Below are 14,403 nucleotides of genomic sequence, written 5' to 3' on the forward strand. Positions count from 1 at the left end.
TCTATTATGAAAAAATTATTACCCACGTCGACGGCTGGCAGCTTACCTAAACCTTCCTGGCTGGCAGAGCCTGAGAAACTATGGTCTCCGTGGAAATTACACGACCAGGAATTAATTGAAGGGAAAAAAGATGCGCTAAGCTTGTCGCTGTATGATCAGTTACGCGCAGGAATTGACATTGTCAGCGATGGCGAACAAACGCGCCAGCACTTTGTCACCACCTTTATTGAGCATCTCAGCGGCGTCGATTTTGAGAAACGCGAGGTGGTGAAAATTCGCAATCGCTATGAGGCGAGCGTGCCGACGGTTGTGGGTGAAGTGGCGCGTCAGAAGCCCGTTTTCGTTGAAGATGCCCGGTTTTTACGTCAGCTGACCAGACAACCTATTAAATGGGCTCTGCCAGGACCGATGACGATGATCGATACCCTCTATGATAACCACTATAAAAGCCGTGAAAAGCTGGCCTGGGAATTCGCCAAAATTCTCAATCAGGAAGCGAAAGAATTAGAGGCGGCGGGTGTCGATATTATCCAGTTTGATGAACCGGCATTTAATGTCTTTTTTGATGAGGTGAATGACTGGGGGATCGCCGCGTTAGAAAGAGCCATTGAAGGACTAAAATGTGAAACGGCGGTACATATCTGCTATGGATATGGCATCAAAGCCAATACTGACTGGAAAAAGACGCTGGGATCAGAGTGGCGCCAGTATGAAGAGGCGTTCCCAAGGCTGCAAACATCGAATATCGATATCATCTCGCTGGAGTGTCATAACTCGCGTGTCCCCATGGATCTGCTGGAGCTGATTCGCGGCAAAAAGGTGATGGTGGGAGCGATTGACGTGGCAACCCAGGCGATTGAGACGCCGGAAGAGGTCGCCGGTACGCTACGTAAAGCGCTTGAGTTTGTCGATGCCGATAAGCTTTATCCTTCGACCAACTGCGGGATGGCGCCCCTGTCTCGTCAGGTCGCCAGAGGCAAGCTCAATGCGCTAAGTGCCGGCGCAGAGATCGTCCGCCAGGAGCTGCTGGCGAAATAACGCTGGCGGAGCCAGCGCGCTGAAAGAAAGTCCGGATCAGGCGTTCGGTTCGCTATCCCCCTGGCCGGACCGAACAGCGCGCAATACGACCGCACAGAAAGCCTGAGGTGCCGTGCGTTCATCTCTCCCTTTAACCGCCGTGCAGCCCGTCGGAACGCTGTCTCCGCGGGCGTTAATCGGATAACGTCTTACTCATATTGATTCCCGTCACCCAAAAGCCGGTGGACTCGTAGACGTGGCGGGCGCGTTGGTTATCTCCGGCCACGCGAAGTCGAATCTGTTCGATCCCCTGCTCCCGCATCTCCCGCTCAAAGGCGCGTAGCGCCTGCGTGCCCAGCCCCTGCCCCTGACAGGCGTTGAAGATATAAAAATCAAAGATGAACACGGTTCGCGCGGCGGTATCGGGTTTGTACCAGAGGTAGCCGACGTGCTCGTCGCGATTGTCTGATTGGCTAAAAAGAGACAGCAAAACCTGCCCGGGGGTATTCACCCCCTCAGGAAGATCCTCGGCGATTTCACGCGTCGCTTTTGTCAGTGAATCCTCTGCGCTAAGCCGATAGTTGGCGGCAATTTCACGCGCATAATCCGTAATAAAGTATTCCAGATATGCCGGATATTCTTCTTCGCGCATGGGGCGGAACATCATCATTGATTCATCCTTTGAGGGGGCGATATTTTCGCAGCGAGACGATGCATTCATCCCTTTTCATTGACGCGGCCATCCACAGCGACAGATGACGAGCGGCGAGGCCAGCTACCACATTAAATCATCAGGTACTTTGAAATCAGCATACGGATCGTCTTCATCCTGCTCTTCCTGGCTGAGCGCGCTGTGTAACACAATGCTGTCCGCATCGCGCTGTGCAATCTTATCTGCGACGTTAGCCGGAATAATCGCGTATACGCTCTCGCCGCTGCTGTCTGGCACCAGACGCGCGATCGCCAGACGGCCGCTAATCAGTTGAGCCTGAATCAGCTTATCGACAAAAATTTTCTTGATGAGGTTGTTGTCGGTAAAGTTAAAGCCAATGTCGCCTTTTGCCGGAACAATCCGGTTCATTTCAATAAGCTGCTTCACCTGGGCTTTATATTCTTTGGCTAAAGCGGCCTGCTTTTGCTGTTCACCCAGCTGCTTATCACGCTCGAGCTGCGCTTTTTTGTTTTCTTCCACCGCTTCTCGCGCTTCACGTGCCTGAACCCGTGATTTTTTGGCCGTTCTTTGCACTTTAGCGACCTTTTTGCTGGTCACTAACCCGGCTTTCAGCAGCTGCTCTTGTAAGGTGAGTTTTGTCATTTCGTCTCTGAACCCGTTGAGAAATTTCTGCGATTATAGCGGGAATATTGGCGGCTGTGCCAGATTGCATCGCCGCAAGGCGAGCTGGTTTATGGAAGCGGCGGCCTTACAGGTCGAGGGAAGCATGGCAGAATTCCATTTCGAAATGGGGCAAGGTCAAGGGTGATGCAGGCGGAACGTTGCGCCGGTTCCGGTCTGAAAACCACTCTCAGAATATGCGTAAACATCCGCGACATGTCGGATTTAAAGACGTTGGAAACCAACATGGCGTCCGCAGGCTTTTACCCGATTCACCGACGGTATTACTGGACATGCGTCGGAAAAAGTCCGGGCCAGCAACGCTGTGTTCATTAAGAAACAAACGAACACTCACCACTTGAGAGCATTACCTTCTGACAATCCTGGCTATTGGCTATGCCCACTGACCACGACTCTGTTTCGTCCTTGTCGTTTCGCTTGATATAACGCGGAATCAGCTTCCATGAGAAGCCGCTCGTAGTCACCCTCATAATCTTTTAGCCCCGCCACACCGATCGAGACCGTAAGGTGTCCGGCCTCAGAGAACTCGGTATCCGATATGACCTGGCGGATCCGTTCGGCTATCGCAGCAGACTCGGCGAGCGTGGTTTCCGCCAAAAGGATAACGAACTCCTCGCCCCCAAAGCGGCTGATAACATCCTCTTTTCGACATGTCAGTCTGAGCAAATCCGCGGTATGAACCAGCACGGTATCCCCCGCACTGTGCCCGAAACGATCGTTAATCGTTTTAAAATGATCGATATCTACTGCGATTGCGCACTGATTTTTAAGGTTCTTGATATACGTTAATTGCTCATAGAAACCACGCCGGTTATATAAACCCGTCAAAGGATCTGTCATCGCCTCATCACTGAGCGCTGCAAATTGTGCAGAGACTAAACGAAAACGTTTTTCCATCGCATCTCTGAGTAAATACGCCTCCTGGTACCAGGCCCTGATCGAAGAGAGTTTCTCTGGCGACATGAGACTGTCATTGGCCTGAACCAGCCGCGCAAGCTGCTCCAGCGGTTTTGCGATACGGGAAGAAAGAAAAGCCACCCCTGTAGTAATAAAGAACAGTATCGCCAGCACCAGTCCGGAAATTTTCTTCACAGTATTGAGCAACATACTGGTGACGACCTCTGACGGCGTCGACACAATAATATTCCAGTCAGATTTCTTAAGACCCGCATAGCCAACCAAATAATCTCGTCCGACAAAAGAACCGTTTAAGTTGTTGCTCATATACGTTTTCAATTGCGGCGTGAGATTGACGGGCGAGCGGGTCATCGTGGGAACAGTATTGAATATAACCTTGCCATCGCGATCGACAATAGTGACAGAGACATTATCTTTATAAAAATGAAGGCCAATAAGATCGCTGAGCATACTCTGTTTTTTCAGATAAATGCTGCCGCCGAGATACCCCAGATAGTGACCATCTGGCGAACGGAGTGGATGCGAGAGCATTATCATGTCATTTCCGGCAATCGACGTGAACGGACCAGAAATCAGTGGTTTTCGCGCAACCAGAGCAGCCTGGCTTGCTTCGGAATGTACTCTGACGCCTGTCAGTGCGGGCAAGTAAGGTGACGTGGCAACAATCACCGCCTTCGCATCAACCACCCCAACCGAGTTAAATACCGCTGACCGGATCCGCAGACGCTCGACCTCATCCCTGGCCACGGATGCATCGGTGCTCTGTAACTCAGACGCTGTCCAGGCTAATTCACGCTGGGCCATGGCCAGATATCGGTCTGTGGTATCCGCAATTTTCATCGCGTAAGCCAGGTTGCTCTCACGGAGAGAATCTTCTATTTCTTTCTTTTGAAAGAAATAGATACCGGCAAGGAGAAGAATAGTTGTCAGGATAGCTCCTCCGGAGTAGAGCGCAATAAGCAGAGGGAGGAGAAACGGTTTTTTTTGAAACATTTATCACCTGTATTTCAGAACATCCTGGCGACCTGCCGTCAATTTTATCTTATGTAGCTGACGCAGCCCTCTAAGGGCTTCCCTTCTGACAGGACTTTCATTGCTGCTGTTTTGCCGTCATAGACAACATTCACGTGTTCATGTGGGGATGATAGCAAATACCTGAGCAGGTATTATCACTACTCTGTTTTCGCTCCACCTTATTGTTGATCATTGCGCCTTCCTGGTCATCAGCCGCAGCTTTTCAGGTGTCACTATTCTGTGTCGGTGTACCCGGTTTAATAAATTCCGGCATCACGGCATACGGCCAGGGTCAGCGAGATATGTTCAGGAACGTTATCGCCCTGGTTTCTGCGGATAAGGTTTGTCACGGTGAGTCCAGCATTCTCCCCCCACCAGGCCGGGATATTCAATGGGAGGTGGTCAACAAGATGGATCGCAGGGTCATCAGCGATAGTCAACAAAATATCCATGTTCACGACGCCCTGGGCGATAAGGGAGCAGAGGTTCAGATGTAAGGCTGCAGAGCGGAAATGATGAGGCCTGCAGCAAAACACATGAACACCACCCCACCGGTTTTATTGAGTTTACTGAAGAGATGACCGGAAGACATCTTCATCTTTACGGAGTGTGCGAAAAATCCGTAAAGCGAGTGGATGACGATCACCAAAAGACAGAAAATAGCCGAGAGTATCGAAAACTGGGGGGCAAATGGCTGCTGCGGGTTAATGAACTGCGGGAACAGGGCCATAAAAAAGACGATGGCTTTAGGGTTCAGCAGAGAAACCAGCATCCCCTGGCGGAAGCTTTTACCGGTGGACGGCGCGACATCGCTTCCCGCTGTGGCCGCGTTATTGTTCATCGCCCGGGGTACTGAACGGAATAATTTGCTGCCGAGATAAATCAGGTAAGCGGCCCCGATGATTTTCACTGCCAGCAGGGCCAGCCAGGAGGTGGTAATGATCGCCCCAATGCTGCTGGCCGCGACGATCGATATCACCCCCATTCCGGCGGCGACACCAATGATCCCGGCCATGGCATGGCGCAAGTTATAGTTGAGCGTGTTCGTCAGGGTGAACAAAACGCCCGGGCCGGGGCTGGCGATGGTCAGGCTGGCGATAAGAATATAAAAAGCGATTTGTTGCATGAGGATACATCCTGTCAGCTGCAAGGGCGCCTCTGCACCCCGGTAAGATCAGCGGGAATGATCCCGATATAGTGAGTCGACAAATACGGTGCTATCTGACAGGCACTCACTGGCAGCGTCAATTTCCCGCCGGAGCCAGCCCCTTTTTTCAGAAGTATTCGTGATACAACAGAACAGTGAATACACTAAATTTTACTTTATAGTAACATTTTATTCTTGTCACAAAATTTTGCTGATACCTTAAAAATCAATTGATTAAATTTTATATCTTACAAATTTTGCCCTATTTGCTGCTACTTTAATCACATCGATGACGATGAAGTCTATTTCGGAACCAGCGATGATAAATATTCCGAATTTCATTCCCGTATTTTATGTTATTGACTCTTGCAGCCTGCAAAAAAATCACTGCCTTTAACTCCGGCAGAACGCTATTGCAGGAGGATGCTCTGCGTTTTCTCTGCGGCCTGCGCGATCGATGCGATCATGATGCGATAGACGCAGCGTTGCGCCGCTTCGTTACGAGAAGCGCTTTCAGGGTGTTCGTAAACATCCGGCATATTTCGTCCTTAAATGCGGTAGAGCTCAACATGATTTCCCGCAGAAGTTGACCATACTCATTCAAGGCCTGACTGAGCATGCCGTCATTGGTTGAGGCTGGAACGCAGGGGAAGGATAATGACCGCTAAACCGGTTGGCTTCGGATACATTGTATTACGGCTGAACTTTATGATAAGGCCGCCGCGAGCTGCCAATGACTTTTTTAATTTAAATCCCGATCGGTAAATAATTTATCTATTTCATAATTAATAATAACGTGGTGTCATTAAGCGCGTTGCCCCGAGAATGATAACTTTGCTTGCGGACGGTGCAGGAGCGCCATGAATAACGGGTCAAATCCGCATTTTTTATGGCATCCATATTGCTTTATTTATTGCTCAGGCAATGGAGTGGCAATACCTATAGCGGACTGAGTGAAGGGATAACGGATGGAAGCTCAAAAAATGCACACCGGAACCTTCGCGTTAAAAGAGACGCCCGCCGGCAACCGCTGCTCTTTGCTCTTCCCTGTCCACGCCATGCGATTTATGCTCAGGAGCTGCCGCTTGATTACGGCGAGTTTTATTGTCTGTCGGTGAACATATCGAGACATCACAGGAAGACGTTGCGGCTTATAAACGCAATGTGCGGGGAAAAGTTCCTCCCGGCATCAGCCTGGAACAGTTAATGCAGCGTTTAACGGAGGATGCTTGCGCTTTACTTCCGTTCAGTTCATCCCTCCAGGAGGGCATCATGCGATACATACCAGGCCGCATCCCCGTTATCCTTGCGGTCAGTAATCTGTTTTTTACCTGTGCGGTCTCTGTTGACCTGACAATTGCCACTCTGGTGGGCTATCAGCTGGCCCCGTCGGATGAACTGGCCACCGTGCCATTTGCGCTCATCACTGTTGCCGGCGCGTTCTCGAGTCTGTTTGCTGCCGGCATGATCGGGCGGGGAAACGAGAAACTTGCGTTTATGTTGGGGTCTGGATGCGGTACCGCCGGCGGATTATTGTCTTTTGTCGCTGTGCTGAAGGGCAGTTTTTTACTTTTTTGCACCGGCTGCTTTCTTGTTGGCGTCTATCAGGCTTTCAGCCAGTACTATCGTCTGGTTGCCGCCGATCACTCCCCGCCGGAAGTGAAGGGGCAGTCTATCTCTCTGGTCATGGTTGGCGGTGTTGTAGCGGCAATCCTGGGGCCGCTGTTGACGATTGTTGCGCGGGATGTCCCGGAGCTACCTCGCTTTGCCGGCGTTTATCTCGTGGTGGCCGCGCTGGGTATTCTGTCTGCACTTAATCTGGCCCTGTTCTTCGGTCATGCGAAAAAATATTCCCCTACTCCGGACACCGCTGCGCCTTCAGAACGGTCACCGACCAGTCGGGAATTAATGAAACGCCCGGATTATCGCACCGCCTGGTTTCACCTGGTTGTTGGCTCCCTGGTGATGCTGTTTCTCATGACGGCGGCCCCACTCTCCGTGACGCACCACCATTCAATGAATGATGGTGCCCTGGTCATTCAGCTGCATCTGCTGGGAATGTATGTCCCTTCGCTGTTTACCGGTCTCCTGATACGAAAAGTGGGGCTCACCGTACTGTTATATAGCGGGATCGCTCTCAACATGTCAGCTATCGTGGTTAACCTGACCGGGGAAACGATGCTGGCATACAGCTTAAGTCTGCTTCTGGTGGGGGTCGGATGGAACTTTATGTTTGTGGGGGGCTCTACGCTGCTCAGTCTCTCTTATCGTGATCATGAGCGAAAAAAAGCGCAGGGTCTGGCCGAAACCAGCCGCTTTATTTTCTCCGCGATCGCCACATCAGGGGCGGGTGTGATGCTGGCATTGCTGGGCTGGAAGCTGCTGGGCCTGATGATGTTACCGGTCTTACTGATATGTCTGGTATCCACCTGGCAGTACGATCAGGCTATCAGGAAAGCACGCCGAACGGCGTCGCGTACTGCTGAAGACGGTTCTTAAATCCGCTCACTCCGGCCGGATGTCACATATTGGGCATTCTTGAGTGCCGGCCCGTTTTTTGCGCAAGGAACACGCGGACGCTACGAGCGTAAAATAACACAGGTTTGCCGGATGTGAGGTGACTTATCAGAGAGAGGCCTCATCGTTCATCAGGGGACTTCAGGGTTCGTGCAAAACCGGCCCTGCGCTACGGGTTTTATAACGACAGCGTCTGGTGTCACTCGCCAACAATCTCGACTTTATGCCGGATACAGCCCTGTTACTGCATGCCGCGCATGCTGTTTTCGCCACACAAACGCTTCATCCCATAGCCCTATGGCATATAAACTGGCGACTATGGCCGCTGACAAAAAGGCATTTTCACTATGAATCCCTATGAACAAACATATCGGCAACTGCGGGCTAATGGCGCTACCGCCTGGGCTGGGGAAGGTTATCTCAGGGCCAAAAAACAGCAGGAACAGATCTTTCACTGGCTCAACTTACATCACTACCTTCCTCATCCCGGCGCGCCGATACTTGAATTGGGGTGTGGGAACGGAGCCATGGCCGCCCAGTATCTTGCCGAACAGGGATTTGCTGTGTGGGGGATAGATTTATCAGAAACCGCCATCAGATGGGCAGAAGAGCGTTTTCAGCGCGTCGGTCTTTCAGCACACTTTCTTGTCGGTCATGTCGGTGATATCCATCAATGTCAGGATGCCACGTTTGAGCTCATTATTGATGGTAGTTGTTTGCATTGCCTGATTGATGATGCCCGCACCCGCTGCTTTGCGGAGGTGAGAAGATTACTCAAACCCGGAGGACGATTTGTCGTCGGCTCCATGTGTGGAACCCCTCGTTACCCTGAAGACAGAGCGACATATCACGCCGCGAAGCATCATTTACTCAAAAATGGTCAGCCCTGGCGAACGCTGAGACCACTCCCGGCCTTAATCAATGAGCTCAGGGAGGCGCAATTTGATGTACTTGCGACCCGCGTGAACAGCAACCCATGGTGGGATCATGCCACCCTGGTATGTTCAGTGAATCAGTCTGCGGCGGATTGATCATTCTAATCACACCAGCCATCCGCCAGCGACGTCGACCGCCCTGGCGAGAGAAGCCGACAGGCCCGGCTTACCACGACATAACATACCCTGATGAGCCGCAGGGTGTCTGACCGGCAGCGCTGAAGAGATGGTGGCTATTGCCTGCCCGATGATTCTACGGGTGACAGGGATACCGCTGATATCGCGTTCCACGAACAAAGATCGCTTTCCGAACGGCTTTATAAAGCGCAGGGCATAAGCATGAAGGATTTACTGGGACATAAGGCTCAACAGCTAACAGACAGATACTATAATGACCGCTGCAAGGGTCAGTAGTCTTATGTTGCAGAGGGCCAGCCGAGAATGGCTCAGGTCATACACTCAGTGTTAATTGATGTGTTCAAAGAAGCACAACATTATGTGTGAGGTGCCGCCTGGATATAATCCAGCTCTTGCTACTAAACAGCCTCGCCGCCGAATCGCCAGACAGTGTTTAAACCTCGATGAATGGCAAAAGATTTTCGCGATAGCTGACGTCCGCCATCAGTATATGGGCAATGCAATACTATTGGCGCTCGTTACTGGTCAGCGCCTCGGTGATATTTCGAATATGAAGTACAGCGATATTTGGGATGACCATCTTCATGTCGTTCAGGAGAAGACGGGAAGCAAGCTGGCGATCCCCCTATCCCTAAGACTTAACGCGATTGACTGGAGTTTGAGGGATGTAGTTGCGCGTTGCCGTGATAATGTGGTGAGCTCTTATTTAGTTCATTTCTTCCGTGCGACCTCAATGGCTGAACGTGGTTCACAAGTGAAGTCTAACCCAATAACAACAAATTTTAGTAAAGCGCGGGATAAAGCAGAGATTAATTGGGGGGATGGCACGCCAGCAACTTTCCATGAACAACGGTGTTTAGCAGAGCGGCTGTATGATGTCCAAGGAGTAAATACTCAAAGTTTTCTGGGGCATAAATCACCCCAGCAAACAGCTAGATATCATGATGATAGAGGTAAAGATTGGAGCCATATCGAACGAGCAAGTAGTTTATTTAACGAATAACCAGGTTCCGGTGAACCAACCAATCGACAATAGGATCTATACTAGAACTAAATGGGAAGAATGATCCTGATAATATTTTCTTTACCACCCTTTCCTTTTTGGAAGTATTATGAGGAATATGATACACTTGTTTTTTATTAGAGTTTATATATTCTTTTATTCGATGACTCATATAATTTTCTGAGCTCAATGAAACACAAAGGGCCGCATCGAAAGTAATTATAATATATTTAATGTAACTATAAAAAATTACAGAATCCCTTATGGGAATTATGATTTTGCTGTCTATCGTGGGCCGAGATAAATTTATAGGGAATTTTGTCAATTGCCCACGAGCATTATGCATAGATTCAACCTCACTATAACAATCTATTATTTCTTGGTTGACATTCCCTGAACCGTGTATGAATGAATTTCTGAGTTCTTTGAAGTATCGGTACATTATTAGGAAATCGTTAATCCTAACCCACCGATTCATTTTATTAGAAGAAACAATACCGAAAAAATTATTTTTTATAAATCCTGAGGCATTCAAATTGACCTTGTTAACAACCTTCATATATCCGTCACTTCCGTTCGTAGTGGGAAACTGAAGTGATTTTCTTGCTTTCTCATCTCCTGGTAGCACGTAATCACATATTTTTTCGGCCCAAGCTTCATACATAGTGCAAGCCTCAAAGATGAGTGATTTACTAAAACGGTGTACATGTGCATCCCATTCCTGGCTTAAACAAACTGATTCTAGATCAATTCCACCGGGTATTTCCAAACCTGTCAAAAATTTTTCTTTTAAAATTTTATTATTCATCTCGGGGAAACAATGTGTAAAACCTTTAACCTGCCACCACATTTCTCGGAGCCCAGCATAACTTGCCCAAGTGAAGTTCAAAAACTCACCCATTTGCTCATTGATATTTTGTGTTTCAATAAAAAAAGTTTTCCTGCTCATCGTCATCATCACACCCTTTTTTGATAATTAATTTTGATAACCGTCAGAAAACACATAATAAAAAACGGGAGCTCCGAGGCTCCCGTTTTTGTTTAACCCATCAAGTGGATTACATGTTCGCGATGATCGCATCGCCAAACTCACTACATTTCAGCAGCTTAGCGCCTTCCATCAGACGTTCAAAGTCATAGGTCACGGTCTTGGCAGCGATTGCGCCTTCAGTGCCTTTAACGATCAGGTCTGCGGCTTCGAACCACTGCATATGGCGCAGCATTATATGAACATAAGCGCAGTAACACCATGAATCACAGCAGTTTTATTATCATTCTGCTTAACAACACGGACGAGATCTCATCTTAGTTAACTCACTGATTAAACGAAATATCTTGTTTGTTTTGGGGAAAGGTTTATCTTTGATAAAAATTTAAACTAAAGATAGTATTCCCAAGAAAATCCGAGCTGGAGACTTTATTTTGAAAGTAAATGCAAACTCTATCCACGATTACCTCCTGGCAACTCTCGAAAATGCCCAAGATCACGTTACTACCCCACCCCAATTGATGTACATGGTTGACCATATGGATGAAATATTCCAAGAGGAGATCCTAGCCAACGGAATAGAGATGCACCCAACTGCTGGTTTTCTTGCTTTAAACTCCTATGTGATGTTGTTAGCATCGGTACGACAAGCATTGTCTGGACATACAGTTCCTGTTTTCCCTATATTACGCACAGCTCTTGAATCTGCTTCTTATGCCTACCTAATAGCTATGGACAATAGTAAGGCTCAGATTTGGTTAGATAGGCATACGTCTCAATCCGCGTTAAATAAATGTCGTAATACTTTTACTGTGAACAAGACAGCAAATGCATTACAGGAACAATCCACTGAGATGGCTGAATATGTGAAGGCGCACTATGATGCTTGTATCGATTTCGGTGCTCACCCAAACATGAAATCTATATTTAACCATTTAACAAAAATTGATTCGCCAGATGATAAGTTCGATGCATGGGAACTTACTGGTGTTTATGGCCCCAATAGCTGGTATATAAATTACACCTTACTTGCTTGCGTTGAGGTTGGTCAAGCAATTGCATTTCTTATCGCAGCATCTTCCGAGAACCATCCCTTACTCAATGAACGTTTAGCGGTCTTTCAAGGCTGGATGGATGAAAAAAACAAAATGGCTGAAGAAATTAATGGTGAACCTATTGACTATACTGGTCCTATGTACTGTTCAGTTGTACCACCACCCACCAAAGATTAATAACCTAAAGGTTTTAGTAAAAATTCTGTGCTATATTTTGGTAAACATGTTTATAAATATTACCTTCTATTATAAAGTCGGAGGTTAAAATACTCTAGCATGACCAACATCCCCAAAAAACCAGCCATTTATGGATGAATTTTTGGGAATGCTTTTAGTACGGGGAGTTAATAGGGTAAAACCCAGTCAAAATTCACATAACATGGCAATCATCGAACTCCCCTAAACGTGCATCATTGATTATGTAAGTTATCACACCAAACTATTTACAAGACCGATCTCGAAGTTTCTCTATGAGTTAAAGTCAGGAATGTTTGCTATGTCCATTCCTCGGCTTATCCTTTAGATTTCTTTGATCTTTTCCTCTAGCCACGCCATCGTACTGTTATACCATTCACGAACATCATCACGGAATTGTATAGCCATATCAATTCCTTTTTCCCAATTTTCCTTGAGGTTTTCTTTACACGCGTTGATGAATTGTTTTGTATATTCCCATACCCCTTCGTCATTGGACGACGTCATAATTTTGGTCTTCTCGCTCAATAAAATGTCTGCCTTAAGTTGTGCATCTAGCACTTTCAAAAAAGAAGGAACTGACGATTGTGCAAATGCCTCCCCGTCTGTTACTATTTCCCAAGTACTAGTTGCCGTAAGCTCTTCCTCGAATGGACTATATTTTAGATACAGGCTATGTAAGGCTACAGCATTGGCAAGAAGCGCCATCACTCGCTCTGCCTCCGAGAATGCATTTGCTAAATTCTCCTGTAACTTTATATTTAGCTCTTTGTGCGAAGCTTGGAGATCAGTTGTTACACTCATAGTAGTCTTTCCTCTTAGTTGCAATAAGCACCCCTATCTTGGCGAAGTTAGGGATTATCTGTGATACAGTCAGCGCATACTTATTCCACAGAGTTTCGAAATATACTTGAAAATCCGAAGTTAGTTCAGGATTCCTGCTGACATATACATTCTCGATATTCGAGTACAATGCCGCATGGGTGAGATTCGCTGATCCGAACAGCACCCGCTTGCCGAATTCACCAGAGAACAAAACGAACTTGGCATGGAGATAGTTGACATCGCGATTGGTCAGCAAGAAACGGGTCGAGACATTTGGGGCGCAAATATGGTGATCCCAAGTATAATACTCCTCAATAGCATTTAGCATTTCACCTTCCAAAGCCGAATTGTTAGACAGAAGAAGATCGTCATCACGTATAACCCGAACTTTCGTGCCAGACTGAGCAGAAGCCTTGACAATATTGGACAAATCCAGAGAGTTATAGCCTTGGGAGATGATGTCAATCTGTGTGGACTTCCCCGCCCAGAATGCAAATTGCGACAAAAATTGTTCCCTATCAAACGGGAGTAAATAAGGTTGCGTCTCTTCGTCATTAAAGGACAAATGAGCAAGCGAGCAATGTTTATACGCTTCGGCAAGTGAACCTATGTTCTGCATAGCTCCAGGAATAAGGAACTCTTCTGAGATGCATTGATGCCATAGAAATAGTCTGTCCTGTTTCGGAATAGAAAGCGATAGATAATCATCCAGATTGTTCGGAGAGCGACGCGTCGGGTTACCGCTACTAATAATGAGGTCCGCATGAGGAAGATCGTCACTGCTGAGCAGAAGAAATTTTGGGTGAAATGAACTTATACCAGGTATCTGACCAGTGCCCTGCACTACAAGCTTGGCTTTGGACATTTTGCGTCTGATACACTCGGTAAGGCGATCTGCCCACCTAGCACCTTCTTTCCCCCCTCCCCAGACGAGTCTAGTAAAATGTAGATTATCTGAGACTATGCTACATAACGCATTGGCAAAATCGCTGTCGCTAATAGCAAAATACATGCCGTCTATACGGTCAACTGGTGAGTGCATTTTTAGAAACTGTACGATTGGGTTCTTTTGGTTGTGCAGCAGGTCCACCTCATCGCAGAAGATTGATGCTGCAGGTTGTTGACGAAAATTATCGGATAGCGTGTTGGCTACACGACCACTCGACAGCGCCGTACATGTGGGAATGTTTCCCAAGAAACCATTGATATGAGCCTGCTCAACGGCAAGTGCCTGAGCTGTCCACAATAACGTGATCGCGAACAATGCAACCATCTTTCCCATATCGATACCCATCTC

The 14,403-nt window shown here is 47.7% G+C and carries 14 protein-coding genes and 3 pseudogenes; 5 read left to right on the forward strand and 12 right to left on the reverse strand.

Annotated elements, in window-relative coordinates; genetic code table 11:
- The first annotated feature begins 6 nt into the window (after positions 1–6).
- Complete coding sequence (locus tag OQV00_RS16110; protein ID WP_032717234.1) at positions 7–1,038, forward strand: methionine synthase; 1,032 nt, start codon at positions 7–9, stop codon at positions 1,036–1,038.
- Positions 1,039–1,210: 172 nt separating this feature from the next.
- Here OQV00_RS16110 and OQV00_RS16115 read toward each other — a convergent pair whose 3' ends face one another.
- From OQV00_RS16115 to OQV00_RS16140, 6 genes are all read right to left on the reverse strand, one after another.
- Positions 1,211–1,687 carry a GNAT family N-acetyltransferase gene (locus OQV00_RS16115; RefSeq protein ID WP_004860706.1) on the reverse strand — a complete coding sequence of 159 codons (477 nt, stop codon included), beginning with the start codon at positions 1,685–1,687 and terminating at the stop codon, positions 1,211–1,213.
- A 105-nt stretch (positions 1,688–1,792) separates the two neighbouring features.
- Positions 1,793–2,332: a DUF2058 domain-containing protein gene (locus OQV00_RS16120; protein WP_004860702.1), complete on the reverse strand. Its 540-nt coding sequence runs from the start codon at positions 2,330–2,332 to the stop codon at positions 1,793–1,795.
- Between the two features lie 405 nt (positions 2,333–2,737).
- Complete coding sequence (locus OQV00_RS16125) at positions 2,738–4,282, reverse strand: sensor domain-containing diguanylate cyclase (protein ID WP_004860698.1); 1,545 nt, start codon at positions 4,280–4,282, stop codon at positions 2,738–2,740.
- Between the two features lie 278 nt (positions 4,283–4,560).
- Positions 4,561–4,755 (reverse strand): hypothetical protein, encoded by a 195-nt coding sequence (locus tag OQV00_RS16130; RefSeq protein ID WP_266279014.1) that lies wholly within the window; start codon positions 4,753–4,755, stop codon positions 4,561–4,563.
- A 35-nt stretch (positions 4,756–4,790) separates the two neighbouring features.
- A complete protein-coding gene (locus tag OQV00_RS16135) occupies positions 4,791–5,429 on the reverse strand; it encodes a LysE family translocator (protein ID WP_004860693.1) in 639 nt (212 codons plus the stop codon).
- Positions 5,430–5,860: 431 nt separating this feature from the next.
- Positions 5,861–5,989: a hypothetical protein gene (locus OQV00_RS16140; protein ID WP_004860689.1), complete on the reverse strand. Its 129-nt coding sequence runs from the start codon at positions 5,987–5,989 to the stop codon at positions 5,861–5,863.
- A gap of 733 nt (positions 5,990–6,722) precedes the next feature.
- Here OQV00_RS16140 and OQV00_RS16145 point away from each other — a divergent pair.
- Positions 6,723–7,949: an MFS transporter gene (locus tag OQV00_RS16145; RefSeq protein ID WP_162661444.1), complete on the forward strand. Its 1,227-nt coding sequence runs from the start codon at positions 6,723–6,725 to the stop codon at positions 7,947–7,949.
- Positions 7,950–8,314: 365 nt separating this feature from the next.
- Positions 8,315–8,998, forward strand: coding sequence for a class I SAM-dependent methyltransferase (locus OQV00_RS16150; RefSeq protein ID WP_075808703.1), 684 nt, complete (start codon positions 8,315–8,317; stop codon positions 8,996–8,998).
- Between the two features lie 9 nt (positions 8,999–9,007).
- On the opposite strand, the gene OQV00_RS16155 is transcribed toward OQV00_RS16150, so the two are convergent.
- Positions 9,008–9,199 (reverse strand): hypothetical protein, encoded by a 192-nt coding sequence (locus tag OQV00_RS16155; RefSeq protein ID WP_146106762.1) that lies wholly within the window; start codon positions 9,197–9,199, stop codon positions 9,008–9,010.
- A 120-nt stretch (positions 9,200–9,319) separates the two neighbouring features.
- Between OQV00_RS16155 and OQV00_RS16165 the strand changes: the two are divergent.
- A pseudogene (locus OQV00_RS16165) lies at positions 9,320–10,043 on the forward strand (tyrosine-type recombinase/integrase); the annotation flags it as partial.
- On the opposite strand, the gene OQV00_RS16170 reads toward OQV00_RS16165, so the two are convergent.
- On the reverse strand, positions 10,033–11,001 hold the full coding sequence (locus OQV00_RS16170) for a hypothetical protein (RefSeq protein WP_266279017.1): 969 nt from the start codon (positions 10,999–11,001) through the stop codon (positions 10,033–10,035). The pseudogene OQV00_RS16165 and the gene OQV00_RS16170 sit on opposite strands and share 11 nt — an antisense overlap.
- Before the next feature lie 100 nt (positions 11,002–11,101).
- A pseudogene (locus OQV00_RS16175) lies at positions 11,102–11,269 on the reverse strand (NADP-dependent isocitrate dehydrogenase); the annotation flags it as partial.
- 196 nt (positions 11,270–11,465) lie between these two features.
- Here OQV00_RS16175 and OQV00_RS16180 point away from each other — a divergent pair.
- Entirely contained in the window at positions 11,466–12,263 is a 798-nt protein-coding gene (locus OQV00_RS16180; RefSeq protein ID WP_266279019.1) for a hypothetical protein, read from the forward strand.
- Positions 12,264–12,456: 193 nt separating this feature from the next.
- Here OQV00_RS16180 and OQV00_RS16185 read toward each other — a convergent pair.
- From OQV00_RS16185 to OQV00_RS16195, 3 genes and pseudogenes are all read right to left on the reverse strand, one after another.
- A pseudogene (locus tag OQV00_RS16185) lies at positions 12,457–12,525 on the reverse strand (HumD family translesion DNA polymerase); the annotation flags it as partial.
- Between the two features lie 80 nt (positions 12,526–12,605).
- Positions 12,606–13,085 carry a hypothetical protein gene (locus OQV00_RS16190; RefSeq protein WP_266279021.1) on the reverse strand — a complete coding sequence of 160 codons (480 nt, stop codon included), beginning with the start codon at positions 13,083–13,085 and terminating at the stop codon, positions 12,606–12,608.
- A complete protein-coding gene (locus OQV00_RS16195) occupies positions 13,069–14,400 on the reverse strand; it encodes a phospholipase D-like domain-containing protein (RefSeq protein WP_266279023.1) in 1,332 nt (443 codons plus the stop codon). The genes OQV00_RS16190 and OQV00_RS16195 overlap by 17 nt, the downstream gene beginning before the upstream one ends.
- Positions 14,401–14,403: the final 3 nt, after the last annotated feature.

Source organism: Klebsiella sp. DY2415 (assembly GCF_026314315.1).
Taxonomy (GTDB): Bacteria; Pseudomonadota; Gammaproteobacteria; order Enterobacterales; family Enterobacteriaceae; genus Klebsiella; species Klebsiella ornithinolytica.

What these genes read in the sequence shown, in the direction of transcription:
- OQV00_RS16190 (WP_266279021.1), bottom strand. Translation starts at nt 13,085, where the DNA reads ATGAGTGTAACAACTGATCTCCAAGCTTCGCACAAAGAGCTAAATATA.
- OQV00_RS16150 (WP_075808703.1), top strand. Translation starts at nt 8,315, where the DNA reads ATGAATCCCTATGAACAAACATATCGGCAACTGCGGGCTAATGGCGCT.
- OQV00_RS16170 (WP_266279017.1), bottom strand. Translation starts at nt 11,001, where the DNA reads ATGATGACGATGAGCAGGAAAACTTTTTTTATTGAAACACAAAATATC.
- OQV00_RS16125 (WP_004860698.1), bottom strand. Translation starts at nt 4,282, where the DNA reads ATGTTTCAAAAAAAACCGTTTCTCCTCCCTCTGCTTATTGCGCTCTAC.
- OQV00_RS16140 (WP_004860689.1), bottom strand. Translation starts at nt 5,989, where the DNA reads ATGCCGGATGTTTACGAACACCCTGAAAGCGCTTCTCGTAACGAAGCG.
- OQV00_RS16130 (WP_266279014.1), bottom strand. Translation starts at nt 4,755, where the DNA reads ATGGATATTTTGTTGACTATCGCTGATGACCCTGCGATCCATCTTGTT.
- OQV00_RS16135 (WP_004860693.1), bottom strand. Translation starts at nt 5,429, where the DNA reads ATGCAACAAATCGCTTTTTATATTCTTATCGCCAGCCTGACCATCGCC.
- OQV00_RS16115 (WP_004860706.1), bottom strand. Translation starts at nt 1,687, where the DNA reads ATGATGATGTTCCGCCCCATGCGCGAAGAAGAATATCCGGCATATCTG.
- OQV00_RS16120 (WP_004860702.1), bottom strand. Translation starts at nt 2,332, where the DNA reads ATGACAAAACTCACCTTACAAGAGCAGCTGCTGAAAGCCGGGTTAGTG.
- OQV00_RS16195 (WP_266279023.1), bottom strand. Translation starts at nt 14,400, where the DNA reads ATGGGTATCGATATGGGAAAGATGGTTGCATTGTTCGCGATCACGTTA.
- OQV00_RS16145 (WP_162661444.1), top strand. Translation starts at nt 6,723, where the DNA reads ATGCGATACATACCAGGCCGCATCCCCGTTATCCTTGCGGTCAGTAAT.
- OQV00_RS16110 (WP_032717234.1), top strand. Translation starts at nt 7, where the DNA reads ATGAAAAAATTATTACCCACGTCGACGGCTGGCAGCTTACCTAAACCT.